We start from the raw sequence: 508 nt of genomic DNA on the forward strand, positions 1-508 counted from the left end.
CCACCACCTCCGCGAAGATCGTGGTGGCGGGCGGCTTCGGCGTGGGCAAGACCACGTTCGTCGGCGCCGTCTCGGAGATCAACCCGCTGCGCACAGAGGCCGTCATGACGTCCGCGTCGGCCGGCATCGACGACCTCACCCACACCGGGGACAAGACCACCACCACGGTGGCCATGGACTTCGGCCGCATCACCCTGGACCAGGACCTCATCCTCTACCTGTTCGGCACCCCCGGACAGGACCGCTTCTGGTTCATGTGGGACGACCTCGTCCGCGGCGCCATCGGCGCCATCGTCCTCGTCGACACCCGCCGCCTCGCCGACTGCTTCCCCGCCGTCGACTACTTCGAGAACTCGGGCCTCCCCTTCGTCATCGCCCTCAACGGCTTCGACGGACAACAGCCCTACAGCCCCGACGAAGTCCGCGAAGCACTCCAGATCGGCCCCGACACCCCCATCATCACCACCGACGCCCGCCACCGCGCCGACGCCAAGAGCGCCCTCATCAC

Annotated in this window: 1 protein-coding gene; it reads left to right on the forward strand. The window is 68.3% G+C overall.

Annotated elements, in window-relative coordinates:
* Positions 1–508: GTP-binding protein (locus IH25_RS0136830; RefSeq protein ID WP_030621418.1), on the forward strand; the 508-nt coding region annotated here is incomplete at both ends.

The organism is Streptomyces achromogenes subsp. achromogenes, assembly GCF_000720835.1.
GTDB classification, from domain to species: Bacteria; Actinomycetota; Actinomycetes; order Streptomycetales; family Streptomycetaceae; genus Streptomyces; species Streptomyces achromogenes.